Annotated in this window: 22 protein-coding genes; 5 read left to right on the forward strand and 17 right to left on the reverse strand. The window is 54.6% G+C overall.

What is annotated here, in order from left to right:
• Positions 1-31 precede the first annotated feature (31 nt).
• From BLO43_RS02215 to BLO43_RS02230, 4 genes are all read right to left on the reverse strand, one after another.
• Positions 32-607, reverse strand: coding sequence for an NADPH-dependent F420 reductase (locus tag BLO43_RS02215; RefSeq protein ID WP_090905581.1), 576 nt, complete (start codon positions 605-607; stop codon positions 32-34).
• A gap of 52 nt (positions 608-659) precedes the next feature.
• Positions 660-1,739, reverse strand: a complete 1,080-nt coding sequence (locus BLO43_RS02220; protein ID WP_090905582.1) for an ADP-ribosylglycohydrolase family protein — start codon at positions 1,737-1,739, stop codon at positions 660-662.
• Positions 1,740-1,960: 221 nt separating this feature from the next.
• On the reverse strand, positions 1,961-2,365 hold the full coding sequence (locus tag BLO43_RS02225) for a DoxX family protein (RefSeq protein ID WP_090905583.1): 405 nt from the start codon (positions 2,363-2,365) through the stop codon (positions 1,961-1,963).
• A gap of 145 nt (positions 2,366-2,510) precedes the next feature.
• Positions 2,511-2,654, reverse strand: coding sequence for an NADPH-dependent FMN reductase family protein (locus BLO43_RS02230; protein ID WP_139149219.1), 144 nt, complete (start codon positions 2,652-2,654; stop codon positions 2,511-2,513).
• Positions 2,655-2,756: 102 nt separating this feature from the next.
• Between BLO43_RS02230 and BLO43_RS02235 the strand changes: the two genes are divergently transcribed.
• The gene (locus tag BLO43_RS02235) at positions 2,757-3,704 is read left to right on the forward strand and encodes a LysR family transcriptional regulator (protein ID WP_254773284.1); all 948 of its coding nucleotides are present in this window, start codon (positions 2,757-2,759) and stop codon (positions 3,702-3,704) included.
• Positions 3,705-3,959: 255 nt separating this feature from the next.
• On the opposite strand, the gene BLO43_RS02240 is transcribed toward BLO43_RS02235, so the two are convergent.
• The 4 genes from BLO43_RS02240 to BLO43_RS02255 all read right to left on the reverse strand — a co-directional run bounded on the left by BLO43_RS02240 (position 3,960) and on the right by BLO43_RS02255 (position 8,211).
• The gene (locus tag BLO43_RS02240; RefSeq protein WP_090905584.1) at positions 3,960-5,078 is read right to left on the reverse strand and encodes an NAD(P)-dependent alcohol dehydrogenase; all 1,119 of its coding nucleotides are present in this window, start codon (positions 5,076-5,078) and stop codon (positions 3,960-3,962) included.
• Between the two features lie 175 nt (positions 5,079-5,253).
• Positions 5,254-6,801: an FAD-binding oxidoreductase gene (locus BLO43_RS02245; RefSeq protein WP_090905585.1), complete on the reverse strand. Its 1,548-nt coding sequence runs from the start codon at positions 6,799-6,801 to the stop codon at positions 5,254-5,256.
• Between the two features lie 23 nt (positions 6,802-6,824).
• Positions 6,825-7,856, reverse strand: a complete 1,032-nt coding sequence (locus BLO43_RS02250) for a hypothetical protein (protein ID WP_090905586.1) — start codon at positions 7,854-7,856, stop codon at positions 6,825-6,827.
• Between the two features lie 25 nt (positions 7,857-7,881).
• Complete coding sequence (locus tag BLO43_RS02255) at positions 7,882-8,211, reverse strand: c-type cytochrome (protein WP_090905587.1); 330 nt, start codon at positions 8,209-8,211, stop codon at positions 7,882-7,884.
• A gap of 357 nt (positions 8,212-8,568) precedes the next feature.
• Between BLO43_RS02255 and BLO43_RS02260 the strand changes: the two genes are divergently transcribed.
• Positions 8,569-11,118, forward strand: a complete 2,550-nt coding sequence (locus BLO43_RS02260; RefSeq protein ID WP_090905588.1) for a TonB-dependent siderophore receptor — start codon at positions 8,569-8,571, stop codon at positions 11,116-11,118.
• Between the two features lie 136 nt (positions 11,119-11,254).
• Here BLO43_RS02260 and BLO43_RS02265 read toward each other — a convergent pair whose 3' ends face one another.
• A complete protein-coding gene (locus BLO43_RS02265; RefSeq protein WP_139149220.1) occupies positions 11,255-13,645 on the reverse strand; it encodes a hybrid sensor histidine kinase/response regulator in 2,391 nt (796 codons plus the stop codon).
• Positions 13,646-14,072: 427 nt separating this feature from the next.
• On the opposite strand from BLO43_RS02265, the gene BLO43_RS02270 reads away from it, so the two are divergent.
• On the forward strand, positions 14,073-15,362 hold the full coding sequence (locus tag BLO43_RS02270; protein ID WP_175443820.1) for a TIGR03118 family protein: 1,290 nt from the start codon (positions 14,073-14,075) through the stop codon (positions 15,360-15,362).
• Positions 15,363-15,460: 98 nt separating this feature from the next.
• Here BLO43_RS02270 and BLO43_RS02275 read toward each other — a convergent pair whose 3' ends face one another.
• From BLO43_RS02275 to BLO43_RS02290, 4 genes are all read right to left on the reverse strand, one after another.
• The gene (locus BLO43_RS02275; protein ID WP_090905591.1) at positions 15,461-15,904 is read right to left on the reverse strand and encodes a VOC family protein; all 444 of its coding nucleotides are present in this window, start codon (positions 15,902-15,904) and stop codon (positions 15,461-15,463) included.
• Positions 15,905-15,962: 58 nt separating this feature from the next.
• Complete coding sequence (locus tag BLO43_RS02280) at positions 15,963-16,388, reverse strand: YciI family protein (RefSeq protein WP_090905592.1); 426 nt, start codon at positions 16,386-16,388, stop codon at positions 15,963-15,965.
• A 214-nt stretch (positions 16,389-16,602) separates the two neighbouring features.
• Entirely contained in the window at positions 16,603-17,088 is a 486-nt protein-coding gene (locus tag BLO43_RS02285; RefSeq protein ID WP_090905593.1) for an SRPBCC domain-containing protein, read from the reverse strand.
• A gap of 96 nt (positions 17,089-17,184) precedes the next feature.
• A complete protein-coding gene (locus BLO43_RS02290) occupies positions 17,185-17,526 on the reverse strand; it encodes an ArsR/SmtB family transcription factor (RefSeq protein ID WP_090905594.1) in 342 nt (113 codons plus the stop codon).
• Positions 17,527-18,004: 478 nt separating this feature from the next.
• Here BLO43_RS02290 and BLO43_RS02295 point away from each other — a divergent pair, with 478 nt between their 5' ends.
• A complete protein-coding gene (locus tag BLO43_RS02295; protein ID WP_090905595.1) occupies positions 18,005-18,562 on the forward strand; it encodes a phytanoyl-CoA dioxygenase family protein in 558 nt (185 codons plus the stop codon).
• Between the two features lie 104 nt (positions 18,563-18,666).
• Here the strand turns inward: BLO43_RS02295 and BLO43_RS02300 are convergent, their stop codons facing one another.
• Entirely contained in the window at positions 18,667-18,945 is a 279-nt protein-coding gene (locus tag BLO43_RS02300; protein ID WP_090905596.1) for an XRE family transcriptional regulator, read from the reverse strand.
• A gap of 282 nt (positions 18,946-19,227) precedes the next feature.
• On the reverse strand, positions 19,228-19,485 hold the full coding sequence (locus tag BLO43_RS02305) for a hypothetical protein (protein ID WP_090905597.1): 258 nt from the start codon (positions 19,483-19,485) through the stop codon (positions 19,228-19,230).
• A gap of 703 nt (positions 19,486-20,188) precedes the next feature.
• Between BLO43_RS02305 and BLO43_RS02310 the strand changes: the two genes are divergently transcribed.
• The gene (locus tag BLO43_RS02310; RefSeq protein ID WP_090905598.1) at positions 20,189-20,524 is read left to right on the forward strand and encodes a four-helix bundle copper-binding protein; all 336 of its coding nucleotides are present in this window, start codon (positions 20,189-20,191) and stop codon (positions 20,522-20,524) included.
• Positions 20,525-20,910: 386 nt separating this feature from the next.
• Here the strand turns inward: BLO43_RS02310 and BLO43_RS02315 are convergent, their stop codons facing one another.
• Together BLO43_RS02315 and BLO43_RS02320 are read right to left on the reverse strand one after the other, a co-directional pair.
• A complete protein-coding gene (locus tag BLO43_RS02315) occupies positions 20,911-21,198 on the reverse strand; it encodes a hypothetical protein (protein ID WP_090905599.1) in 288 nt (95 codons plus the stop codon).
• 596 nt (positions 21,199-21,794) lie between these two features.
• Entirely contained in the window at positions 21,795-24,599 is a 2,805-nt protein-coding gene (locus BLO43_RS02320; RefSeq protein ID WP_090905600.1) for a hybrid sensor histidine kinase/response regulator, read from the reverse strand.
• Between the last annotated feature and the right edge of the window lie 220 nt (positions 24,600-24,819).

The raw sequence follows: 24,819 nt of genomic DNA on the forward strand, positions 1-24,819 counted from the left end.
TGAAGGGAGCAGGCGTTGCCCGCTCATCCGCCTAATGAATAAATTTGAATCCGGCGTTGGTGCCGTTGCCCAGAACGTATCCAAGCTGGATATGAAAATATCCTAACGCCTCAAGCTGACGAGCGTTGGCAAGGGGACCTGCATCGACCGCATCGAATCCGATTGCCCTGCCAAAATCCAGCGCCATGCTACGGGCTTGCTGGTCATCGCTTGCGGCAAACAGAGTGAGCTGCTGCCCCAACACGCTGCCTGTATCCATATGTTGTGCAAAGACGGTATTGAAGGCTTTGACGACGCGTGCCTTCGGGGCTTTCCTTTGGAGCGCTTCAGCGCCGCTGGTTGAAAAACCCAGTGCCAGTCGCATGTCTTGAGTCAATGCATTGGTCACATCCACAACCACTTTCCCGTCAATTGCATCTGCCAGCTCATGCAGCACGGTGTCGATTGCAGTGTAGGGAACCGCGATCATCACGGCCTCGCCCCAGTTTGCGGTTTCCTTTACCGTTTCCTTGCGGCTGTTACGAACCTCATAGCCGGCCCGGGCCAGGCCCCGGTTAAGTGCGCCGCCAACATTTCCACTTCCTATAATCGCAATTTTCTGCACCATATCATCCTCCTTATTGTCCGAATACGATCTGACTTGCCGTCCGGCGGCCGGGCTAGACGCCGACTCTCGTCGCCAATTCCATTGCAAGCTTCCTGAGCGTTTGGCCTTCTTCCAGGCCGTCGAGGAAGCGCTGGGGAATGCCAGCCAGCCCGGTTTGGGCTCCGGCTAACGCTCCGGTCAAAATGGTGCGCGCCTGGTTTTGCCCTCCGCCATTCAGGGCGTGCAGCACAGCCGATTCAAAGTCTTGAGGGAAGCGGGCAGCCAGGTAGTAGGCTGCGGGAAGCTGGTGATAGATGGCGCAAGGCATGCCGTATACGAGGGACACCTTCCACGCGGGTTCTATTGCGATGGCGGGATCTGTCGCGGCGGTGGAAACATACGATGGCGTCAGCAATGCGTCAGGTGACGCAAACCTTCCCGCGCGAGGAGGATCCGGATCGCCGGGGCGGGGCGGTTGCAGATCCGAGTGCGTCACTGCGTGAAAAGGCAGTTGACCCGATTTCACCAATTGCATCATGGTACCGGAGAGGTTCTTGTCGAGCTTTTGTCCCTGGACCAGAAGGCCGAGCACGGCTCCGTAAGCGACTGTCATCGATAGCACAACATCGTCGACTTGGGTAAGGCGGGCATTATTCGAAATAACGGTGGCCAGCTCGTGGGGCTGCATCGCGTAGCGAACCGCCAGGGCGAGCGTGCGTTCGATGGCTTCGGTTGTATCGGCATTGCCGCCTGTTTGTCCCCAGGGCAGTTTCTCCTGGACGCGCTTGCGCCAGGCGTTGCGGATGGATTGGCTGGTGTATCCGCCGGGTCCGTTCGCTGGAGTGCCGTCAAGCAAGGGAAAGAGCTCTTCGTCCATCCGCCTGCAGAAATCCGCTTCGTCATAACCACCTTGATCGACGAGCGAGCGGAGCATAAGCCTGAGAATAATGCCTGCCTGCGACAACTGGCCTGCTTTCAGGCCTTCATGGTAACGGCCGGGCTTGGGATCCGTATATGTTGTGATCCAGTCACCATAGTCGCGGTGAAGCTCATCCAGGTCATAATACCAGTGAGGTCCAACGCCCAGGGCGTCTCCGATAAAGGCGCCCATGATGGCGCCGGCAGCACGATCTTGAAGGGCGGCATCGGTCATTTTCAGATCCTCCCAGGCAGCGCGCTTGTCACCCGCAAGACACCGGTCCACCCAGCCTTGCAGGAATATTTTGCTGCGCCCATTTCCGATATTTCCAGCTTCATCATAACGACTCTCCTAAGTTGGGGGTGATTGCAGTGCCTTAATACGTATGCACGTATGCAGACTGAAGGCATTCGAGATCGATGTTCCTGATGGGACGTATTCCAGCCAGCGCCCGGTTAGTCCGGTTTCAAGGCGAATCGGCCGCTGCCCAGAAATATGATTGCTAGCCCTGACAAAAGGAAAAACCCCTGCAACTCCAATGCCCAGCCACCCATATTTGTAAGCGTGAATATCTGCGCCCGGTGAGCCAATGCTAGCGCAAATAGCATGTTGCCGGCAATGAGCAAACCCCCAATCCGTGAATAGATTCCAAGGATAACCATCAGGGCGCCCACTACCTCGCCAAAATAAACGCCATAGGCCAGCAACGACGGCAAGCTGATGGATGCGAGCATGTTGCGGATTGAGTCGAGAGATCCGGGATTCAGTATCTTGTGTACACCATGAAGCAGCATCAGGACGCCGACCATCATGCGTACGATCAGCTTACCTATATCATCAAAGCGGGATTGATTAAGCATGGAATTTCACCTCTCTTGGTTCAGTTATAGGGAGCAAGATTGCATCCCCTTCAATATGTAACCTTCGCACCCGTTACTTCTGATCCACCACCAATACGTCATGCCGGTCGGTACCTGTCACCAGTCCCGGCGCGTTCCGAATCAGTCAGTGGTAGATATATGCAAGGTCTCGGACGACCAAATGCGCGTCCGGCTCGCTCGCGCGCCACGTGGCGACAAACTGATCGGCGAGCTGACTGGATTGGTCACCGGAAGGAAAGATGCTTGAATTGAGTTGCAGGGTTCTCATGGAATTTCTCTCCATCAATGAAAGTAATGATATTTAACTTCTTATCTATCAGATAAAAAAGTACAATAATCTGGTATAGATCATCTATTTATTAGATAGGTTATGATGGCGCCTCATATCACCCTGGAGCAATGGCGATCATTGATCGCGGTCGTGGACGCTGGCGGATACGCCCAAGCAGCGGAAACGCTGTTCAAAAGTCAATCCGCCGTTACCTATGCGGTGCAAAAAATAGAATCCCTGCTTGGGGTGAAGGCGTTCGAGATTCAAGGGCGCAAGGCGATCCTCACGCCGACCGGACAGATGCTCTACCGGCGTGCGCTGGCGCTGGTGGATGAGGCAAATGATCTGGAGCGGGCGGCCCACACGCTGTCGGCCGGCTGGGAAGCGGTCATACACATCGCCGCTGAAATCCTCTTTCCCTCTCGCCTGCTATTGGCTTGTCTGGAGCGTTTTGGTCAGGAAAGCCCCCGTACGCGGGTCGAGCTGATCGAATCCGTGATTGGCGGCACTTCGGATGCGCTACTCAATGGGGAGGCGGATCTGGCGATTCTGCCGCAGCTGCCACCCGGATTTCTTGGCGATCTCTTGATGCGGATACGATTGCTCGCGGTGGCTCATGCCGATCATCCCTTGCATCATCATGGCCGGGAATTGACCTATCGGGACCTGCGCGCCTATCGCCATCTGGTAGTACGGGATTCGGGTGCCAAGCGCGATCAACGTGCGGTAACCGTCGAGGTGGATCAGCGCTGGACGGTGGGTCAGGTCGCCACGTCGATTCAGGCAGTCTGCATGGGATATGGCTTTGCCTGGCTGCCGGAGGAGCATATTCGCGAAGAATTGCGGACAGGGATGCTCCGACCACTGCCGTTGCGGGAAGGTGGAACGCGCGAGGTACCGCTCTACTTGGTTCTGGCCAATCCGGACTTTGCCGGTCCCGGGGCAAGACGTCTGGTGGAGATCATCAGAAAGTCGGTAGAAGAGGAATACGTATCTGAAGAATCAGAATCTTCAGTTCAATTGTACAGAGGTCTTTTCTCGAAATAATTCTTATAAATATTCAAGCTGAATATGAGTTTCGAGAAGGAAACTAGGGCGTTTGGCACCTGTGATAGAAGATTATTGACCGCTTTCCCATAACCCCAAGTAATGCAGTAAGGATTTTTTGTTGCTGCTATGTTCCATAGAAAACCTCCATCTTTCTTCAATACAGCGCCATCATTCAACCGAGCCCTCATATGGAAAAGGCTAAGGGAATAAGATCACCACCCAATGGTAATTCCCGGTGAAGCCGGACTGTGCTCAGGGCTCCACCTGGGATTCCAGCCGGATAATCGGTTTGATCGTGCCTCCCTTCTCGCTGTCTTCAGCCGCCTGATTGATCTGCTCCAGCGTATAGAATTTCACCAGTTTGTCGAACGGAAAACGTCCCTGCGTATAAAGCGCGACCAGAGCGGGGATAAAGAGATCCGGCTTACCGTCGCCCTCGATGATCCCGATAATACGCTTGCCTGTCGTCATTACGCCATTCACATCGAAACTCGCCTCGGTCCCCAGGGCTGGCGCCCCCACGATGCCGCAGGTGCCACGTATGGCGAGCGCATCGATGGCCTGGCGCAGTACCGCCGGGCGGCCGCTCGATTCGAGCGTAAAATCGGCGCCGCCGCCAGTTATTTCCCGCACGGCTTCAACCGGATCGGTCTCGCGGCTATTTACGGTATGGGTCGCCCCAAGTTCCATGGCCAGCGCCAGGCGAGACGGCACCACATCCACCGCGATAATGATAGCGGCACCCGCCACGCGTGCGGCCATCACGGCGCTCAATCCCACCGCGCCGCCGCCGAACGCCGCGAAACTGCTGCCTGGATTGACTTTAAGCGCGTTCATCACGGCTCCCGCGCCGGTTTGAATACCGCAGCCAAGCGGGCCGAGCAGTTCCAGCGGAGCATCCTTTGGCACCTTGATGACGTTGCGCTCGTGGATCAGCGCAAAAGTGCCAAACGATGACTGTCCGAAGAAATGGTCGTGGATCGGCCCGCCCGCATCTCGGGTAGCCGTGCTGCCGTCTTCACGGGTGCCGCCGAAATTAAGCGCATAGAAGTTTTCGCAATAGGTCAGATCGCCGCGCAAGCAGGGTTTGCAGTGGCCGCACCACATATAGGTCAGCACGACGTGATCGCCTACCGTCACTTTCTTCACGCCGCCGCCGACCTGCTCCACCACGCCTGAGCCTTCGTGTCCGAGTACGATGGGCAGAGGCACGTCATAGAGCTGGTCGCGTGCCACCATGTCCGTGTGGCACATGCCGGCTGCAACCACCCGTACCAGCACCTCGTCAGGGCGCGGCTCATCCAGACTGAGCGTCTCGATCTGGAAAGGACCGCCCTTCCGGCGTATCGTTGCCGCCTTGATTTCTCTCATCCCTGGCCTCCGATATTCATTATTTGATTACTTCCTGAAAAATGATCTCTGGCGCGGCGCGGTCATGAGCCGTGGTACCCAATAGCGGTACTCACTGGCAACAGTCCGGCGTCACCCCGAGTAAAGGAAAACGCGATAGGCGTGCGCCCCCTCTAAACCTCCAGCGGCTAAATTTCTACAGCCGAATGCCCGATTTCCCCGGAGCGAGGATTCCGTTGGGGTCCAACGCCTTTTTAAGAATCTTGTTGACGTTGCGCTGCACCGGGCCGTAGGTATCAGCCACCTTGTCCATGAACGCAGTATTGACCCGGTAGATTCCGTATCCCTGCGCTGAAAACGTCGTCACCAGCTCGTCGAAGCACTGGTAGGCCGCCTTCACCTGTTCCGGGTTGGTCTTATCGTACAAGACATCGACGACATGATGCATGTCACGCATGCCGACAATGAATTCGCCGGAATAATCCAGTCCGTACTTGCCGAGAATCTGCTTGGTCAGGGACATCTGCTTGAGCGTCTCGCTGCCGCGCGCCTGGGAAACCGGCGCGAACCACATCGAGCCGCCGCCGCCGCGCCAGTTGTAGAGGGAAAATTCCGTCAGCGTCATATCCCCGCGCATGAGCTTGGCGCGGTAAACAAATGCGGGGTCCTCAGCCGCCTCTTTCTCGGTCAGGATCTTTGCCTTGCCGGATTTGCTGAATGCCTGCGTCACGATCTTCCAGTTCACGTCGATCTGTTCCTGTGTGCCGTAAAGCGCCGCATACACGTTCCAGATTCCCAGTTTGTGGTCCTTGGTGATCTTGCGCACCGCCTCGTCCGTAATCGATCCGGGCCCGGTCACATAGTCGCTGCGCCGCGCCTTCACCGGCGCTTCGTATAACGCATGGGCGATGACGACGGCGTTGGGTATCACGCCGTTGATGCGCAGCGGCCGGATGATTTCCACGATCTCCACAATGTCCTCTTCATGCTCGTACTGGATAACAAACGGCTTGAAAGCGGGTGGAGCGGGCATGAGCCAGAAGCCGAATTTGGTGACAATGCCATAGTTGGACTGGGTGAAGATTCCATCCAGATAAGGACCGTAGCCCCACTTGAATACCTGCCAGGTGTTGGAGTTCGGCATCGATCCCATGCCGGTGCGCAGCACTTCGCCATTCGCCAGCACCACTTCCATGCCGCAGGCAAACATGAAATGCTCGCCATAGGGCGTATAGCCTACCCCCCGGTCCAGCGTATTGCCGACCGGCCCTGCAATCGCCGAGGGAGCCGGCATGGATAGCCATAAGCCCAGCTTGTGTTCGGCGATATGGTCGTAGAGCTGTTTATAGGTGACCCCGGGCTCGACCAGGGCGTAGGCCAGGTCTTTGTCGACTTCGAGAATGCGGTTCATGCGCTTGAGGTCGAGTACGACCTGGCCGCGTTCAGCCGGCGCCGCGGAGCCGTAGCCCAGATTTTTGCCGGTTGAGATAGGCCAGACAGGTACTTTGTACTGGTTGCAGATACCCACAATCTTCTGGATCTGCTCCACCGTTGTGGCCATGAGCGCCGCGGAAGGGGCATGTTCGGAGTCCGGCACCGGCATCATGGTTTTGATGTAAGGTGCAAGCTGTTCCGCGCTGGTGAGAACGGATGCCTCGCCAAGAACACCGCGAAATGCCTTGATGGCGGCATCAAAGGTTTGTTCGGATACCCCCTTGGGCAGTGCAATATATTTACCGGCCATTGTTTGTTCTCCTTGGTGCTACGCTAAATGTCGATTACGAATGAGGTGAACCGCTCCCCCGGGCCGGTTGGTCCACTGTGCCCATTCGCTTTATCCTTACTTGGCCGGTGCACGAACGCGCGGCTGGAGCAGGATTCCTGAAGCGCACTCGTGCCTAGCGCCGCAGCCATGACGGCATAACCCACCGATTCCACCCAGCCAGCAGATTGAGGTTGCCCAGCCCCCCTCCTTGCGCCTGCTTCGTGGGTGGATACCTGCCGGGAAACAGGTGTCCATCCTCCCGCTGTGTTCCAGCCAAGCGATTCGCATCCGTCCGAAGGCGAAAGGCCGGAACAATGGAGATGGATGGCATCCGGTCCATCGAGCCGGTAAGCCAGGAAGCCTGGCCGATAGGTAAAAGAACCGGGGTTAGGCCCGCTTGCCGCTATGCTATCCGCCCGCATCTGCGTGGAAGAATGCTCTGCGGAAAGAAAATTCTCTACGATGGAAAAACTGCCCTGATTCTCGATGAGCCGGGAGGCAAGAATACCTCCCGCGCTGTGCATCGGCGATGCGGCGGCCCATACGTGGCGAAGCTCGGGAATACCGGGGGAAATACCGTGCATGAAGGCGTCATCACCGGAAGACGCGTGTGAACCCAGCAAGATCAGCCTGGCACCGGCATTGCGCGCCAGTTCCATGAAAATCGCCGCGCTGCCATCGTCCATCACGGCAATCCACCGCGTATCACGGGACTTTTCCAGCAATCCGGCCGCTCTCTCATAGTCATTGAGCAGCCCGCCTGTCAGCTTTACCACCTGCGGTGCGTCAAGCCCCGCCACCCCTGCCCCAGTTGTCGCCCCGCTCTCCGTAGCCATATATCGGGCATTGGCGGCATAGGCCGTGCGGATGCCGGCGGCAAATTCGGCATCCAGGGGCGTGTTTCCCAGCAGCAAGCCGAATCTTCCGGCCCTCCCGGCGGGCGCGCTGGCGAATGTCCCCGGAGGAATGCCCAGCGCCAGCAGCGCGCCCCCCGTCAATACGCCTTTCATGAGATTGCGCCGATTAATGTCCATGGATCAGGCCTCCTCCGCCGGTTGATTAGTTTTTCGAAATATACTCAGCCAGTTTTGCCAGCGACTCATCGTCGATTTCCGAAGGGCGGAAGGACGGCATCGCCCGGTTTCCATTTCGCACGATGGTACGGATGTACGCCGCGGGAAGATCGCGGCCTCGAATGACAGGCCCGACGTTGGATTCGTGGCAATACCCGCAGATCTTGGCGTAGACTTCGGCCCCATCTTTCCAGACGAAGCCGCGAGAGGGAACGTCCTGCGGCGCTGCCCAAGCACTATTTGCCGTAATAACAATAACGGTCGCTATCGCCAGCATCAAACCGGATGTTGCGCCTCCCGGTTTTGTCATCTTCATGCTCCACCTCCCGGAAAGTTCATATTGAAACATAAACCTGTACGACTTGCCTGCCAACCGCAGCAGGAGACTTGATAAGCCCATTAATGAGTTTTGGCTAGACTATTACAAAACGGCAGAATTTGTCTATCCACACTTTATTATAATCGCCGTTTTATGTGTAATTCTTATATAATCAAGATATAATGAGAACGGTACGTATTATTAGTGACATTAACGTTGTCAGTGTTATTCGGCAGCGAGAAGGCCCGGTACGCTCCGACGCTACCGATGCACGTAATTAATTAATTATAAATATAATAATATTTTTTAAAACTCAAGAACTCGATTAAATCAGCATGCCAACAGGAAAATATCGTGTCACGTAGAAGTAACAATCATCTGAAACCGGCACGCGGTTTGGCCGCTATCCAGCTCAAACAAACCGCGAAAATCAGGCAAAAACGCTATTATGGTTCATTTACAAAGGCGCTGAATAGCGGGTTAATCTGCTTTGGCGTGGGCATTGCCATGGGCCTCCCGCATAACGTTTCAGCCGAGCCCCCCGCCAGCGCCGCGGCTCCCGCCGGGACCGCCGTTCACGCATACGATATCTCTTCGGGCTCGCTGGAAACAGCGCTTGATCAGTTTGCGAAACAGGCGGGCATCAACGTCACGTTCAACACCGCAGACGTACAAGGAATGGCGGCACGCGAACTGAAAGGCAGCTTTACCGAGCAAGCCGGGCTGAACCGCCTGCTGTCCGGAAGCGGTCTTGAAGCAGTGGCGCAAGCCGGCGGGTATGCCATCAGAAAATCTACCACGGCAGCTAATCAACCCATGATATTGCCTCCGGTCAATGTCACTGCGCATCCCATAACAGGCCCCACGGATGGCTATATGGCCACGAAAAGTTACAGTGCTACCAGGACAGATACTCCCCTGCGCGATGTCCCGCAATCGATTACTGTGGTGACGCGGGATCTGATTAAAGATCAAAACATGCTGAGCATGGGCGACGTGGTGCGTTATGTGCCGGGCGTCGGCATCTCGCAAGGGGAAGGCAATCGCGATGCGGTAATTTTTCGCGGCAATAATTCCACAGGCGATTTCTATGTGGATGGGCTGCGCGATGACGTTCAGTATTTTCGCGATCTCTACAACATCGACCGGGTTGAGGTCCTGAAGGGTTCCAATGGCATGATGTTCGGCCGTGGCGGCGCGGGCGGCGTGATCAATCGCGTAACCAAGGAAGCCGGCTGGACGCCGATTACTGAAATTTCGGCACAGTATGGGTCTTTCAGCCAGAAAAGGGTGACGGTCGACATCGGCCGGGCCATTAACGAGGTGGCCGCGTTTCGCCTCAATGCCATGTACGAGCACTCGAACAGCTTCCGTAATGGCGTGGACCTGGAGCGTGGCGGGGTCAATCCCACCTTTACCATAAAGCCCAGCGCGCAAACCAAAATTGTTGTGGGCGGGGAATATTTTACCGACAACCGCGTAGGTGATCGGGGTATCCCGTCTTTTGGAACCGTATCCGGCGTCGTGGATTCAGGCCGCCCAGCCGATACCCACCGCTCGACATTCTTCGGCGATCCGAACCGCAGCCCCAACAGTGTTAACGTCTGGGCATTGAACTCGCTGGTCGAGCATGCGTTCGACAATGGGCTCACTGTCCGTAATCGCACACGTTATGCCAGTTACGATAAGTTTTATCAGAATGTATTTCCCAATGGGCCGGCAACGGCTCAAAGTGCCTTGGGAACGGTAAATGTTCAGGCCTATAACGATGCGACCCAGCGCGATAATATTTTCAATCAGACGGATTTTCTCTATACCCTGAATACCGGTCCGGTGAAGCATGAAATCATGACCGGCGTGGAATATGGCCGCCAGGTTACGGATAATTTCCGCAACAACGGTTATTTCAATAACAATTTTACCAACCCCGGCAGAACTTCAACCGTACCTTTTTTTAACCCGATCAGCCTGACTCCTCTCACATTCAGGCCCGACCCCACCGGCGGTGCCAGTGGTGGCACCGCTACCGCCAATAATCATGGCGTTGTTGAGGTGGTGGGTGTGTATCTGCAGGATCAGATCACATTGCACCCCCAGCTTAAAGCGGTCCTGGGCATACGCTACGATAATTTCGATACAAAATTCCGCAACAACAACACGGGACAGCTATTCCATACCAATGATGGATTGGTTTCGCCCAGAGCGGGCCTGATTTACAAGCCAATCGAAACGATGTCGATTTATGGCAACTATAGCCTGGCCTATGTACCGCGCGCCGGTGACCAGCTTACCTCGCTGACACTGAGCAATGCGGCGCTTAAACCGGAACAGTTCATGAATCTGGAGCTGGGCGCAAAGTGGGATATCCGTCCAGATCTGGCTCTTACCACGGCGTTGTATCAACTGGAGCGCAACAATGTCATCGCGCCCGTTCCCAATGAGCCCGCCCAAACCATGCTGGTCGACGGTCAGCGTGCCAGAGGGGCTGAAATTGGTTTGATGGGCCGCATCACCCCGCAATGGAGCGTCATGGGGGGCTACGCCTACACGGATGCCGAGATCACGCGCGCAATCACTGGCGCGCAAGCGGGAGCGGTCGTGGCGCAAGTCCCCAAACATACCTTCTCGATGTGGAATCGCTATGATTTCGCGCCCTGGCTGGGTTTGGGGCTTGGGGTGGTTTATCGCAGCAGCATGTACGCCGCGCTTGACAATACCGTACTATTGCCGGGCTTCACGCGACTGGATTCGGCGATGTTCGTACGACTCAACAAGACCTTGCGCGTCCAGGCAAATATCGAAAATCTCGCCGATATCGAATATGTTGCGTCCGCTCACAACAACAACAATATCCTGCCGGGTGCACCGCGCATTTATCGTTTGACGGTTGTCGCCAACTTTTAGGCTCATTCACAGACCAGACTCGAACCGGTAGTTTTTGGTAGGATGGATGGAGCATCGCTCTCCCATCCTATCGAAGATCATACAGCGGTATTTACATAAATGATCTACCGTGCACCTCCCGGGTGCATGGGAAATATTACTCCTTCCTGCCGTGCTCTTCTATCAGCGACAGCAATTGTTTGAAATCGATGGGCTTTGTCATGTGAACATCGAAGCCGGCTTCTTTTGCCAGCTTCTTATCCTTTTCCTGACCCCATCCTGTAGCCGCAAACAGACGCATATTCGCACCCCAGGGCGCCGATCGAATTTGGCGCGCTACTTCATAGCCATTGAGATAAGGCATGCCAATATCCAGCAATACGATATCGGGCAGAAATCGTGCCGCCGCCTCCAGCGCCGCACGGCCATCGTGAACGGCAGTTGTTTCATGCCCGCCGCGCTGCAGCAACATCGAGATTGCAGTAGCCGCCGACATATTGTCGTCTGCAACAAGAATCCGGTATTTTGCCTTGAATGCATGAGCTCCAGAATCCGGAGCGGACTGCATCACCCCTGAAGGAGATATCTGCGCGGCGATCTCCGTCGGCTTTGCCAGCGGCAACCCGACGCGAAAAGTACTGCCCTGCCCAAGCCCCCTGCTCTCGGCACGCGCCCAGCCACCATGCAGCGCGGCAATGGCGCGCACCAAGGCAAGTCCAATGCCCAGTCCAGCGGCGGTTCGATCACTTGTGGATTTTCTCTGTGAAAACATACCGAATATTTCCTCGGTAAACGATGGGTCAATACCGATACCGTTGTCCGTAACGCTTACCACTACGCCTTCGGCAGTTGTGTTGACATCCAGGGCGATCCTGCCTCCGGGGTCGGTATATTTCGCCGCATTGGCCAACAGATTGGTGAAAATCTGGTTAAGCCGCATCGGGTCGCCATAAACCACTACCGATGAAGGGGGGGTCGTTACCGATAATATGTGATGGGCCGTATCGATATGGGGCCGCATGACTTCCACAGCGGCGTCTATGATCGAAGCCAGCGTCACGCACTGCTTATGAAGCGTCATTCGTCCCAGCGACAAGCGCGAAATATCCAGAAGATCATCCAGGAGAACCTTCATGGCCCTGCACTGACGCTGTACGATCCGTATGGCTTTTTCGCGCTCCCTGCTGCCCAGATCAGGTGATTCCATTAACATGGCTGAGCTGTCGATCGCCGCCAGAGGATTGCGCAACTCATGTGAAAGTGTGGCAATAAACTCGTCTTTCCGCCGATCCGCCTCCTGCAGTTTCTCGGTTATGCGCAGGCGCTCGATAAAATCAGAGGCCTGCCGCGCATAGAGATCGAGCATGCTCAGTTCGTGTTCGGCTGGGATATGGGGCAAACGGAAATGCGTGGTGAGCATGCCCAGCGGTTGACCATCGCGGCTGAACAAGGGTGTGGACTGGACAGCCCTGTAACCCGCCTTATCGGCGGCTGCGCGGTAACCCGCATAGCGTTCGTCTGCCCGGACATCCTCGATCATCCACCGTTGCCGGCTGGCCAGCGCGCGGGAGCAAGCAGCGTCCCCATCCGCATCGACGGTTCTGAATTGATCGAGAAAATCCTGTTCAAAGCCGTGGTGAGCAGCAATGGTCAATAGTTTGTTTACCGGATCATACAACTGAACAACGCCCATATCGGCGCGAAGCAAGACAACGGCCGCTCCCAATATTTCTCTTAGTGCAGTCGGCAAATCGGAGGTATCAACCAGACGCGAACTGAGTTCGTGCAGACAATTAAGAGAAGCAATCTCGGCTTCAAGCTGGTTTTGGGCATTTCGCAGCGCCTCCTCGATCTGTCCCCGTTCCTGGATCTGATTCCGCAATGTTTTATTGACATGTGACAACGCCGTGGTGCGCTCATCCACTCGCTTTTCAAGCAAGTCACGCGCATCCATGCTCTTATTAATGGAGCACATAATGTGGTAAGCCGCGGAGGCAAAGCGCGACAGGCTGGTCATCAGACGGACATCTTCCCTGTCGAATTTGCGCTCGATTGAGTGCTGGATTACCCAAACGGTGCCCACGGGCCTGTTCCCATCATGGAACGGCAGGATCAAAGCCTCCACTATCCGTGGCTCCATGTTCTTCAGCGGGGCGAAATAGCTGCCCGGTTCCAGAAACAGAATTGGCGAATTTTGCTCCAGCACAATGCCGCACGGGCTTTCGGCATAAGGTATCCGGGCTCCCGCATTGCTCGCGAACGACCCGGCACAGGCATGCCACCGGAAAGCTTTGCTATCGGATTCGAGGATACTGATGCCGGCGGATCCGGCATGGCACAGCTCAAGGGCGATCTCCGCCAGTTTCTGCAAAAGATTGCGGGGCCGGTTCGAAAGCTCATCAGCCAAGATTACGAGCGCGCGGTTTTCAGCCTCGAAATCTTCAGTACGAGATGAGCGCTTCAACAGCAAATCCATTCCGAAGACTAGCTCCGGTGGAAACCGGGATGAATCGGGCGGTGGCAAATCACTACGATCATTGTTAATCAATTTTCACCTCCTGATCGAATATTGCCCGTTGGGGATACTATTTTTTACAATGTCGCCCTTTTTGTGTTTTCTCAGTTTCGTTATATACCCAGGCCAAGTCTCGCTTCTGTGCGGAAGCGCGCATAACAAAAGCCGAGCCGGAGAAGTCATCGAAGAAAAAATTTTCCTTTCATTGAGACTCAAATATAATTACCATTCTCATTCTCAACGAGAATGACTCTCTATCTCGCCTAATGAGGGCGCGCCATCATTAGGGAGGCCCGCAACTCGCCAACCGCCCGCCAGCCCGTTCCCGGGCAAGCCAGCCGATTCAGCAAACATTATTCGCGCCTGGATTTGCGATGGATTTATCAATCGGGTTACAAACCGGCAACAGCATTATTTTGCCCCATCGTTCATGCTGCGTCACACCCATAAAGGAGAGAAAATGAACATGACCCGTAAACACGAAAGCAGTGCCTGGTTGTTGGGTGTTTTCCTTTTAATCGCGATACCGGTTCACGCTGCCGGATACAAGCAGACCAATCTGGTTGCGAGTACAGATGCCTACGGCGCAAGCATCGTCGATCCGAGTCTTATCAATGCCTGGGGAATTGCGACCCGCCCCGCCGGTCTGGGCGGGCATTTCTGGGTAGAAAGCAACGGTGGCGGAACGACAAACCAGTTCGTTGGAGATGTAGGAGGAGTTCCCCTGTTCGCGGACGATCTCCGGCTGGTGACGGTTCCCGGCCCCACAACGGGGAACGTTGTCTCTCCCGGAACACCGACAGGTGTAGTATTCAACCCTGGCGCGCAATTCACCATTACGCAGGGATCCATCACCGAACCGGCCAAGTTCATTTTCGTAACGGATACCGGCACCATTTCCGCGTGGACGGAACGCAAGAATCCCGACAGAAGCTTCGATCGTCCGGCGTTCGCCAAGCTCGTCGTCGACCGGTCATCGGCAGGTGCCCATTATTTCGGCATCGCGATGGGTCCCGGTGATGACCGCATCCATGTAGCGAATTTCGGACCTCATGCCGGAATCCAGAGCTTTAACAGCGCATTCGCCGAGACTAGTGCGCCCGGCGCATTTACAAATCCCTTCTCGGCATCGGCACCCACCCAGCCGGGTAGCTATGCGCCCTTCAACATCCAGGCACTGACCGGTCCCGACGGCACAAGTCTCTTTGTACCTTATGCCAAAACACAGGAAAATCCCGCCCAGCCGGGACAAATTCTGGGCGGCGAGGAGGTAAGCGGGGCGGGCCTTGGGCGGCTTGCACAGTTCGACACGTCGGGTACCCTGTTGCATACCTGGGATGATCGTGGGCTGCTGAACGCCCCCTGGGGCGTCGCATTCGCACCGGATGGCTTCGGCATCTACAGCGGCGATCTGCTGGTGGGCAATTTCGGCGATGGCAGCATCGTGGCATTCGACCCCGCCACCCATACGGCGATCGATTATCTACGCGATGCACAGGGCAACATCATATCAATCGACGGGCTGTGGGGACTGCAATTCGGCAATGGCGCAAGCCTCGGCAGAGCTGACGCGCTTTATTTCGCGGCGGGGCCGCGCGATGAAACCGAAGGTCTCTTTGGCAAGCTTGAAGTTGCGCCGATTCCCGAACCCGAAACCTGGGCGCTATTTGTCGCGGGCCTCGTTCTTCTCAGCTCCGTCACCGGGCGGTGTGCGCGCAATTCAGCGCATACGGCCCCGGTCAGAACGTAGGTTGGGTTAGCGCAGCGTAAACCAACAAGAGGTAACCCGCCGGATACGCACTTAGGTCACTTGAACAGTGTTGAACCTGCATCCGGTGGTTGCAACCCTCACGGCTCCATATAAATCATCCATGACACGCCAAAGCGGTCGGCTACCATACCGAAGCGTGGCGAATAGAAAGTTTTAGCCAACGGCATCTGCACCTGCCCGCCCTCGGCCAGCGCAGCGAATAGCCGGTCGGCCTCAGCCTCGCTGGAGACGATGAGCGACAATGAGAAGCCCTGGAAGCTCGGCCGTCCCTGGCAGTGACCGTCGGAAGCCATCACCGTGGTATCACCGATGCGGAAGCTCGCATGCATTACCTTATTTTCGGAACCAGCAGGAGGCATACAGGATTCACCGGATTTTCCGGCTTCACTGGATTCAGCGGGTTCAGGAGGCGCGTCCTTGAAGCGCATGAGCATCGTCACCTCGGCACCGAGTGCGCCGCGATAAAACTCCAGTGCTTCTTCGCAGCGGCCATCAAAGAATAGATAGGTTTGAACTTGCATGATGTCTCCTTCAAGGTTGTAAGTAAACTTAAGGAACGTCCATTCAGCCGTGATGCGACTACTGCCTGCCGGCTATCTGCGCACGCATGCGCTCCTCCGACTGCCTGAGCTCGGGCGTGAATTCGTCACCGAAGTCCTCCGCCTCGAATACCTGGCGAATCTCGATCTCGGACTCCCCTTCAAGAGGATTGGGACAGCGCTTGACCCACTCGATCGCCTCCTCCTTCGATTTCACCTGGAACAGCCAGTAACCGGCGATCAGTTCTTTCGTCTCGGTGAAAGGCCCGTCAATTACCGTACGTTTGTCTCCGGAAAACTTGACACGGGCACCCTTCGAGCTCGGCTGAAGCCCTTCGCCCGCGAGCATCACACCGGCCTTCACCAGTTCCTCGTTGTACTTCCCCATATCCGTGAGTAGCTTCTCGCTCGGCATGACGCCTGCTTCTGTGCTCTTGTCAGCTCTGATCATTACCATGAATCGCATTGTTGCACCTCCATTTGGTTTCGGGTTGGGAGCCAGGCTTCCCGGACGAACTCGGCGGGATAAACCAGGCTCTATCTCTATGTCGAACGAGGACCCACGAAATCGACAAGCTGAACGGTTTTTTTATGAATTGTCCGGGTAGAGCCCTGTCATGGCTCATCGAGGCTGATTTTCACCGTCTTGCAAAGATAACTGAGTTCAGCCGCTTCTCACTTCATTTTCCGTGTGTCGACACCTGTACCAGATAATCGGCAAGATTATCAAAGGACTCGTTCCAGCCTCCCTCATGCGAATCACGATCTTCGACCGATTTGAAGATTGCTTGACGGAAGACTTGTGTTGTCTTGCCGTCGTGCTCGGTGAGACTTACCGTCACCAGCGTTTCATGACCGGGTTTGCCTTCCTCATCCTCCCAGGTATGAGTAAAGACAAGCTGCTCCGGTTCCACAATCTCCCGATAGAAACCTCGAACCCAATAATCTTTGCCCTCTGGAGAACGCATGCAGACCCGCCAGGCACCTCCCGACCGAATGTCTGACTGGTGGAAAGGCGTGGTGAAACCGCGTGGACAGCACCAGCGTGCGAGATGCTCAGGCTGAGTCCAGGCCTTGAAGATCAGGCTGCGCGGTGCATCGAAGATGCGAGTGATGACGAGTATTCGTTCCGCCGATTCCGTGGCCGGCTCATTTTTTTCACTCATATTTCTTCTCCTTTATCCTAAATCCGGTGGTTGAACGGGTGCGCGGCTCAAAAAATGAAAATCAAGTGGCACAATTCTAGACTGACAAATGAGCGGTCAATCACTGGATTTAGGTTCATTTTGCAACTCAAGTAAGTAATCGTCGAGGCGATGAAAACTCTGCTCCCAGAAGAGCCGGTAGTGCTCGAGCCAATCTGTCGCTTCCGCGAGCGGCTTTGCCTCCAATCGGCACGGTCGCCACTGTGCCGAGCGGCCACGAACGATCAACCGGGCACGTTCCAGTACTTTGAGGTGCTTGGAAACAGCGGGCAGACTCATTGCGAAAGGTGCGGCCAACTCCTTGACGGAGGCCTCACCGATGGCGAGGCGAGCCAGGATCGCCCGCCGGGTAGGATCGGCAAGTGCGGCAAAGGTATTACTGAGTTGATCAGGTGGCATAAATATTAAACCAGACAGTTAATTAACCTGATAGTAAAATAAACTTTTGGAAGGATCTTGTCAAGCCTCCATCCGAATATGCGGCATATTTGCCGGAAGGATCACTGTTTACAAAAAGGTATGAGCAAAGAGCGGATCCCATCCCTACTTGGTCCACTCAGGAAGCGGATCAACAATACCTGTAATTTCTTACAGCTATTCAAGAAATACATTTTATTGTCCAATGGCTTGGTCGCTCAATCCCTAAGCCGGCACAATGGGTGGAAAGCGTACCGATGCTATCGTTTGTTTAGCTGGCTCACTCACTTGGCTTGCTGATCGGCTTAATGGCGGCTGTGATAGTCCGGGGTGTTTGAGGTTGAAGTAGTGGTAATAGGCTTGGAGGAAGAGGAAGAACCCAAGAAGAAATAACCGGGTCATGGCCCTGCCTGGTTTTAGGCCAGACAGGGTCTTATGCTTTCCAGTTCAAATACTTGCCATGAATTTAGCCATTATCAAATACGATACCGAAAAATATGATTTTCGCGCATGGGCTTCGTCTGTGCTGGGTTTTGAACCACTCGAGAATATTCATGAGCGAGCCGATTTGAAAGCTTATGAGGATGTGGCCGCGCAAATCAATACTTGCCGTGACGAATTGACCAGCGGCTTTGGCCATTGCAAGTCAATTTATATGGATTTCATTCAATCGGTCATCGCACCGTTTTACGGCGGCGTCAATTCATACCAGATTCCGCCGTCTTTCCGTTTTCATTTCAGCGGAAAGGGGAGTAGCGCCTTTCACCGGGATAGGGATTACGGTGTCAATCCCGGTCATCTCAACGTCTGGATACCGTTGACACAGGTCCGAGGCTCCAACAGTATCTGGATTGAAAGCGAAGAGGGCCTGAGCGACTTCTCACCAGTCGAACTTGAATATGGCCAGGCACTGATCTTCGACGGTCCCAATCTGTGTCATGGTAGCGTCTTCAATGACACCCCTTCCTCTCGTGTCAGCATGGATTTCAGATTTTCTCCATGCCGCGCTCGGGACTAAGGGAACGTCATATTTTTTGCCTATGGCAAGGTGATCTATCTGTTCAGGTCGATCACTACAGGCAATTGGCAACACGTCTTTGGCTATCTGGAATTAAACTGCAGTTACACCAGTTCGATCTGTATTTTGCGCCCTACCAGGGTGGCGGCGCGTTGCAGGCTTGATAGCGTTACATCGCTGGCCGGATTGAGAAGGCGATCCACCTGCGAGCGGCTGGTTTTTAATAACGTGGCCATCTGGCTTTTCGTAAGCGACTGCGCCTTCATTGCCTCCACGAGTTGCCAGACGATGACTGCTTTGATGGCTCTGGTTTGGACTTCCTCAAGAACGCCTTCCTCTTCCAGGAAATCATTGAGGGTTGATCCGATATGCGTACTGCTCATTTTTCCAGCTCCTTACTTTCATCGGGACTCATCAGCATAAGTCTTTTCCCGGATACGAAGCATAATCCGCCGCGTCCACCATGGTTATACCGCCACGGCAATCAATCCGCTCGAGATAGCAACCCCATCAAATTGAGGATCAGGCGAGGGTAAAAAACATTTGTAGATCATAAAGTTAAACTAAAAATGAGTGATCGGTTGCCGGTTTTCAGAACATTAACGATGAGACTTTTAAATAGGCCATCGCCATCGGTGAACGAATTTCCGCAGAAATTTCATCATTCAATGAAGACTTGCCGGAATGCCGGAAAAGCGTGTCATCAGTCCGTTGGCATCGATACCCGCTCTACCAGCCATATATAACGCCGCCTGGATATCAAGACTATCGGATGCGGGATGCAGGACAAGCAGATGAAGGTGATGGGCGATTGCCGACCGCGTGGCAGGATCAGGAGGGCACCGCCGTTTGGCGGTAAGCCATGACAAGGCTGCTAACAGCAGACTGACCGAAGGTTTATGCTCGTCTTTGGAATTTTGCATATTCGAGTGATCTGAGACGCACATCCACCGGTTTATCAATGGTTAAAGTCTGGCGCACGGCCAAGAACTGGGTTGCGGATCATTCTGCCGTGAGACACAGATCTTCAATGATGACCCGTGAATTTATTGCCCAAGCCATGCTATCAGCGATACTAAACGATAATGATAATGATTGTCAATTCGATTAATGCTGCCCGGCTTAAACGCGGATAATCCATTGGAATGTGGAATGATGGTGAGGCGGGTTGCTAGGGCCTGTTAACACTTATTTCGCACACGCGTTTTTTGTGCGCAACCCGAAGGGACGGGACGGATTTCATCCAGCCCTTCGTTATTCGCCGCTTACGGAGGCCTGCTCCGCCGCGCGGCTCATGCCTCGTGCTGGACGCCGTCGCGGGGTGCGAAATAAGTGTTAACAGACCCTAGACAACTTTGCCAGTTGGGAGAAATCCATAGCTTGGACTATGGACGCCGGGCAAGCGGCAAGATTTTCGCAACCTGATCGCCAGTGCTTGCGTAGACGATGAAGTCACCTGATGGATTCTCTTGGGCTGGATTCAGCCGTGGTAACTTCTTATGCTGGTTTCCGCACAGACCTGGACATGAGAGGGAAGTATATTTTCCACTGGGGCGGACCGCTTTGCTGCCTGGCTTCTAGCGAAGCCAGAGAGTGAAATCGCCAATCAATCAATAAGGAGACCCCATGAATACTGAATACGATATGCAATCATGTATCGAGGCGTGCACGCATTGCCACCAGACCTGCCTGGAAACAGCCATGAACCATTGCCTCGAAACAGGCGGCAAACACGTCGAGCCCGGGCATTTCCGTCTGATGATAAACTGCGCCGGGTTTTGCCAAACCTCAGCCAATTTCATGCTGAGTGGCTCGGATTTCAGTAATCAGGTCTGTGCAGTTTGCGTGGGCATCTGCGAAGCCTGTGCCGACAGCTGTGAAGAAGTTGGCGGCATGGATGACTGCGTTGCAGCCTGCCGCGAATGTGCCGAGAGTTGCCGCGAAATGTCCGGCACAAGCTGATCGAACGTAGGGCTAGGTTGATAATACAAGGTCGCGCCAGTGGGGCTCTTGCAGCACATTTCCTTTGAACATGCATGCCTCGAAAGTGAAATCCCCGGGTACCCTGCGCTGCCCAGAAAATCGGACTTATACAGTCCCCTGACACCGGTCAAGCGGCGCGGGTCTCTCTCCTGGATGTTCGTTCGTAATATCTTTATGCGGCGCGGACCCGATTATGGCCTTTGCTTCTTCACGCGTCTCCTGTATTTTGGTAGCACGATCTTCTATTTACTCTTCAGCCCTGTTGCCATGCGTCTCGTCGGCGACGATCCCACCTTCATCCACTAATTGATTCGCTGACTGCCCGGATGATTGATCCGCTTTATTTTTCAGAGAATTCTCCCGTTTTAATCATCAATCTTGATAAGTTTGCCATTTTCGCCAACCTCAATCTCCAATTCCTTGCCATCGCGCCTCTTTACCTTCGCTTCGTAAACTGTCACCGATTTTCCATCTTTTGTCTCCGTTTCCTTCTCGATCTCCTCAATTTTTCCCCCACCCGCGTGTTTGGTTATTGTCTTCTGAACAGCGGCAGGAACCTGAGACCATTGGATCTTCTCCTCCTTTCCGGCGAAGCTGGAGGCAGCGTATGCCATCGTGATCGGAAGAGCGATTAATAGAAGCGCTTTCTTCATGGTAGTCTCCTGAATAGTCAATATATGTATTAAAAAATATCTACAAGTCGTGAGAAGTTGTGGCTTGTATGATTAAGCGTAGCAAGCTGACAGCGCGCTGACGTACTCTGCATCTCTCCTGACGGAGCGCGGACAGCAGCTGGTAGTTAAAGCTTCAATAACGCTTTACTAACCTCGCTGTTTGATTTTCGATTTCTCAAAAGATATATACACCAAGTCAATGATCGCAGAGATAGCCTCTGGTGAACTCTCCTTATTCCTTTTTACGTCAGCCTCAAGTATCTATCTGTAACAAGGAAAAATTCAAACCAGCCTGAGCGTGACTTGCTTGATTCAGCATAGTAAAGAATATTTTCAAGTCAAGGCGGGGGGAAGCAGCCTGTTTACGCCCTCATATGGGCTCCCCTAAGTGGAAAGGGGACAGGATGATATGTAGCGAAGGAGGTTGAGAAGCAACGCTGTATCTTGCCTGCGTCAACCGGGCTTGTAACCCTGCTGCAGGGATAAGGATGATCCGATCGTGGAGTCTTCCTCCCGTCGCTCGGGATTTTCTAACCTGATCCGGTGAAATATCCAGGCTCTACCCTACACTGCCCCTATAGTGAAGCAATCAACTCCTTCAGGAGCTTGAAATCCACCGGCTTCGTCAGATGATGATCGAAGCCGGCCTCCTCAGACTGACGGCGATCTTCTTCCTGGCCCCAGCCAGTCAGGGCGATCATCTTGATATCGTCATATTGCGGTTGCTCGCGAATACGGCGCGCCACCTCGTAACCATTCATTCCCGGCATACCGATGTCCATCAGGATCACATTTGGCTGGTAATCAGGGAGCGCCGCCAGCGCCGCCAGGCCGCTATTGACAACCCGGACGTTAACGCCTATTGACTCAAGCAGCATGGAAAGAACTTCGGCCGCGTCATGATTATCATCGACCACCAGTACGCGCAGGCCCTTCGGCGGAAGACCCGCTTTCTCCGGCTCGGCACTTTTTCCGCGAGCGGATACCTCCGACAAAGGCAGACGTACAATGAATTCGCTGCCTCGATCCTTCCCTTCGCTTATGGCCTCAATGGTGCCGCCGTGCATTTGCAGAAGGCGATAAACCAGGTTGAGTCCGATACCCAGGCCTTCCTGTGCACCGATACCGTTGCGGCGCTCCTGCGCAAACATATCGAACAGCCGCGGCAGCATGCCGGCCAGAATACCGATACCGTTATCGCGCACGGATACCACTGCGCTATTGCCTTCCTGGCGGGCAGTCAGCCAGATCTGCCCACCCGTTTTGGTGTAACGGACCGCGTTGTTGAGCAGATTGGTAAATACCTGCTCCAGGCGTACGATGTCAGCGAGAACAATTAAAGGCGCTTCAGGAATAAATACGCTCAGTTTATGCTCCTTTTCGTTAATCAGCGGCATGCTCGCTTCCACCGCGTTGCGCAGTACAACAGCCAAAGCGGTTGGTGTTGGCCGCAGCTCGATTTTTCCACTGGTGATGCGTGATATTTCCAGCAGATCATCTACCAGTCGGATCATATAATTGACTTGCCGGTTTATGACCGGCAGCAGGCGGGGAAGCGCCGTAATACCATCCGGCCGCGCGATGAGCGCCAGTGCGTTGGAAATTGGCGCAAGCGGATTGCGCAGTTCATGCGCCAGCGTGGCCAGAAACTCATCCTTGCGGCGGTCGGTTTCGCGTAAGGCCGTTTCCGCATTGACAGTATCCGTGATGTCTATCGATATGCCAACATGACCCGCATACTCATCGGTGGCGGTAAACCAGGGCAGCGCGTAGGATTCCAGCCAGCGCCATTCACCCTTCGCGGTCTTGATCCGCACCCGCTGCCGAAAACGCGAGCGATCGCGTAATGCCTGTTCGAACGCGGCCACATAGCCGATGACGTCATCCGGATGAATAATTGAATGCCAGGCGGTACCCATCAGGGCTTTCTCACTCGCTCCGATCATCTCCACATACCGCTGATTAACATAAACGTTATTCCCCTGCGCATCCACCTGCCAGGTCAGCGCGGGCGATGCTTCCGCCACGGCGCGAAACCTTGCTTCACTCTCGCGCAGACTCTGCTCGATGCGCTTGCGCCTGGTTATATCAATCACATATTCAACGCCCTCGTGCTCGCTGATTTGCTTCGCGGCGAGCAAAGCCCACCAGCGCGAGCCATCCTTGCGGAGGAATTCCTTTTCATAGGGAGTGGTGCGTCCCGTGGCCTTGAACTCCTCGATAGCCCGCTGCGAAACCGAAACCCATTCCGGCGGTGTCATCTCATCGCAGCGCAACCGTCCCGCCCTCTCATCCTCGCGGCTGAAGCCGCTCATCGTCAGAAATGCATCATTGGCTTCGGTAATCTGGCCTTCCGTATCCAGGAAAATGATACCGACTGTATCGATTTCCAATGCGCGGCGAGAACGCTCCTCGCTCTCACGCAGTGCGATTTCAGCACTTTTGCGCTTTTGCACGTGTGCGGTAACATCGATGCCATGGCCCAGAATGTACTGGCAGGCGCCATGTTCGTCGAAAAGAGGCAGGTAGCTGACGTCGACAAAGCGCTCTTCCGATTGTCCGCCCGGTGTGCGTATGACTTTCACCGGCTGTTCGAATCCCACGAATGGCTCGCCGGAGGCCATTACCTGAATGAGGCTGTGCTGGATACCGTCGTGCGCCGCCTCCGGAAGCGCTTCGAAGGCTGGGCGGCCGATCAGCTCGCGGTGACCGACAAGTTGATAGAACGCCTCATTGGCAAACTCAAAAACGAACTCCGGCCCCTTGAGTACATACAGGAATGATGGCGCGTTACGAAATACTTCTTCGAACAATTGAATCCGTTGTGCTTGCAGCGCCCCATGTAGACGGATACGCTCCGCTTCGAGCGTGCGCGCACGGACCAATTCGGTCGTCTCGTTTACCGTTACCAGCACCCCCCCCGGCGTACTCGTACCTATGCCATCTCCATGATTGGAAACATCGCCGGGGATGGGGCTATAGGTAAGCCTGAAAAAACCCTCTTTAAGTATTCCGCTGCGTTTAACAGTGAGCGCTTGATCCTCGAAAATAAACGATTCACGTCGCTGCATCACGCCTTCGCAGACCGGCGCGAGGAAATTCCATACCTCGGGCCAGAACTCACTGACTGGCTGGCCCAGGCAGGCAGGATGCTCGGCACCCATCCAATCCCGGCAACTATCGTTGTAAATCTGTACGAGTTTCGGCCCTAAAAACAACATGGCGGGTGACGGCAGCAACAGTACGATATTGATCGCGATCTGGAGATTGCACGGCCATGTCTGGATTGGCCCCAGGCCTGATTCAGTCCAGTCATGAACATGGATGATCTCCCCCATTTCGCTGCCGCGCAGCCAGTCCGGGATTTCCGGCTTATTCATGAATATTCATTCCTGTGTTTCTGGTGAAGGGTGTTTCTGGTGATGGTTATGACACAGGAGATAATGCTTCCGTGAACCGTTCTCATTTCCTGCTCAGATTAACACAATTATACGTAATATCCCTCCTTGATCGTGCGGAGAAACGCTTGCTACGATGCCTCATTGACCGGAATGTAAATAGGGTTATACTCCGAGAAATAGTTAAGGATAGGGATGATCC

Origin of the sequence: Nitrosospira sp. Nsp13, assembly GCF_900101945.1 — a bacterium.
In the GTDB taxonomy this organism is placed as follows: Bacteria; Pseudomonadota; Gammaproteobacteria; order Burkholderiales; family Nitrosomonadaceae; genus Nitrosospira; species Nitrosospira multiformis_D.

Bases quoted from the DNA above. Each gene is read 5' to 3' on its own strand.
- BLO43_RS02295 (WP_090905595.1), top strand. From the start codon at position 18,005: ATGAATTTAGCCATTATCAAATACGATACCGAAAAATATGATTTTCGC.
- BLO43_RS02275 (WP_090905591.1), bottom strand. From the start codon at position 15,904: ATGCAAGTTCAAACCTATCTATTCTTTGATGGCCGCTGCGAAGAAGCA.
- BLO43_RS02235 (WP_254773284.1), top strand. From the start codon at position 2,757: ATGATGGCGCCTCATATCACCCTGGAGCAATGGCGATCATTGATCGCG.
- BLO43_RS02225 (WP_090905583.1), bottom strand. From the start codon at position 2,365: ATGCTTAATCAATCCCGCTTTGATGATATAGGTAAGCTGATCGTACGC.
- BLO43_RS02220 (WP_090905582.1), bottom strand. From the start codon at position 1,739: ATGACCGATGCCGCCCTTCAAGATCGTGCTGCCGGCGCCATCATGGGC.
- BLO43_RS02315 (WP_090905599.1), bottom strand. From the start codon at position 21,198: ATGAAGAAAGCGCTTCTATTAATCGCTCTTCCGATCACGATGGCATAC.
- BLO43_RS02245 (WP_090905585.1), bottom strand. From the start codon at position 6,801: ATGGCCGGTAAATATATTGCACTGCCCAAGGGGGTATCCGAACAAACC.
- BLO43_RS02270 (WP_175443820.1), top strand. From the start codon at position 14,073: ATGAACATGACCCGTAAACACGAAAGCAGTGCCTGGTTGTTGGGTGTT.
- BLO43_RS02255 (WP_090905587.1), bottom strand. From the start codon at position 8,211: ATGAAGATGACAAAACCGGGAGGCGCAACATCCGGTTTGATGCTGGCG.
- BLO43_RS02280 (WP_090905592.1), bottom strand. From the start codon at position 16,388: ATGCGATTCATGGTAATGATCAGAGCTGACAAGAGCACAGAAGCAGGC.
- BLO43_RS02250 (WP_090905586.1), bottom strand. From the start codon at position 7,856: ATGGACATTAATCGGCGCAATCTCATGAAAGGCGTATTGACGGGGGGC.
- BLO43_RS02290 (WP_090905594.1), bottom strand. From the start codon at position 17,526: ATGCCACCTGATCAACTCAGTAATACCTTTGCCGCACTTGCCGATCCT.
- BLO43_RS02230 (WP_139149219.1), bottom strand. From the start codon at position 2,654: ATGAGAACCCTGCAACTCAATTCAAGCATCTTTCCTTCCGGTGACCAA.
- BLO43_RS02310 (WP_090905598.1), top strand. From the start codon at position 20,189: ATGAATACTGAATACGATATGCAATCATGTATCGAGGCGTGCACGCAT.
- BLO43_RS02215 (WP_090905581.1), bottom strand. From the start codon at position 607: ATGGTGCAGAAAATTGCGATTATAGGAAGTGGAAATGTTGGCGGCGCA.
- BLO43_RS02305 (WP_090905597.1), bottom strand. From the start codon at position 19,485: ATGCAAAATTCCAAAGACGAGCATAAACCTTCGGTCAGTCTGCTGTTA.
- BLO43_RS02285 (WP_090905593.1), bottom strand. From the start codon at position 17,088: ATGAGTGAAAAAAATGAGCCGGCCACGGAATCGGCGGAACGAATACTC.
- BLO43_RS02240 (WP_090905584.1), bottom strand. From the start codon at position 5,078: ATGAGAGAAATCAAGGCGGCAACGATACGCCGGAAGGGCGGTCCTTTC.
- BLO43_RS02320 (WP_090905600.1), bottom strand. From the start codon at position 24,599: ATGAATAAGCCGGAAATCCCGGACTGGCTGCGCGGCAGCGAAATGGGG.
- BLO43_RS02300 (WP_090905596.1), bottom strand. From the start codon at position 18,945: ATGAGCAGTACGCATATCGGATCAACCCTCAATGATTTCCTGGAAGAG.